Genomic DNA, 571 nt, shown 5'->3' with positions numbered 1-571 from the left:
CCATTAGGTACTGTACAGCACTCCGTGCCGAAAGTTCTAACGGCTACTATAGATACTCTTCCAGCCCAGAAAGATTGAAGCCGGACTCCAGAACGTTAACCGAGTAACTATGAAATATAACGTTTTCATCCTCTCCTTTAGCGGATTCATAGAAGAAGCGGTCAAGTTCCTCGGACTCGATGATAGATGAGTCGCCCCAATCCATCTTTGAGGAGGTCATTCACTGCTGTTGTCAAGCCACATATTCATATTAGTTTGGGATGAAGTTCGCCACAGCCAAAATTATACGTCGCCCGACAGCAATGAATCTGTATACCTGTTCGCAACACTGTCTGTCCGTATTGTGGAAAGGAAGCCTTAGCAAACGTACCAGATCTCGATACCAAAATTCTCGGCGTGAAAAAGAATAACGTTACTGCCGACCCAGACACATATTCCGCGTGCCAAGAACATAAAAAATATTAGAGTTTTGTATGAAGGCTCGCGTAGTAGCATGCCTTAATTCGGTCTTTGGCGGATACTAAACACATTATACAGTACCCATTTGGATCTTTGTGATCGCTGTCCTCAG

The 571-nt window shown here is 44.3% G+C and carries 1 protein-coding gene; it reads right to left on the bottom strand.

Annotation, left to right across the window (positions count from 1 at the left end; translation table 11 throughout):
* Window positions 1–46: 46 nt before the first annotated feature.
* Window positions 47–220 (bottom strand): hypothetical protein, encoded by a 174-nt coding sequence (locus DVK07_RS23020; protein ID WP_158603215.1) that lies wholly within the window; start codon window positions 218–220, stop codon window positions 47–49.
* Window positions 221–571: the final 351 nt, after the last annotated feature.

It is taken from the genome of Halorubrum sp. Atlit-26R, assembly GCF_003666015.1.
Taxonomy (GTDB): Archaea; Halobacteriota; Halobacteria; order Halobacteriales; family Haloferacaceae; genus Halorubrum.
Note: the sequence above shows the minus strand (reverse complement) of the source record. Positions and strands in the feature narration are given on the sequence as shown.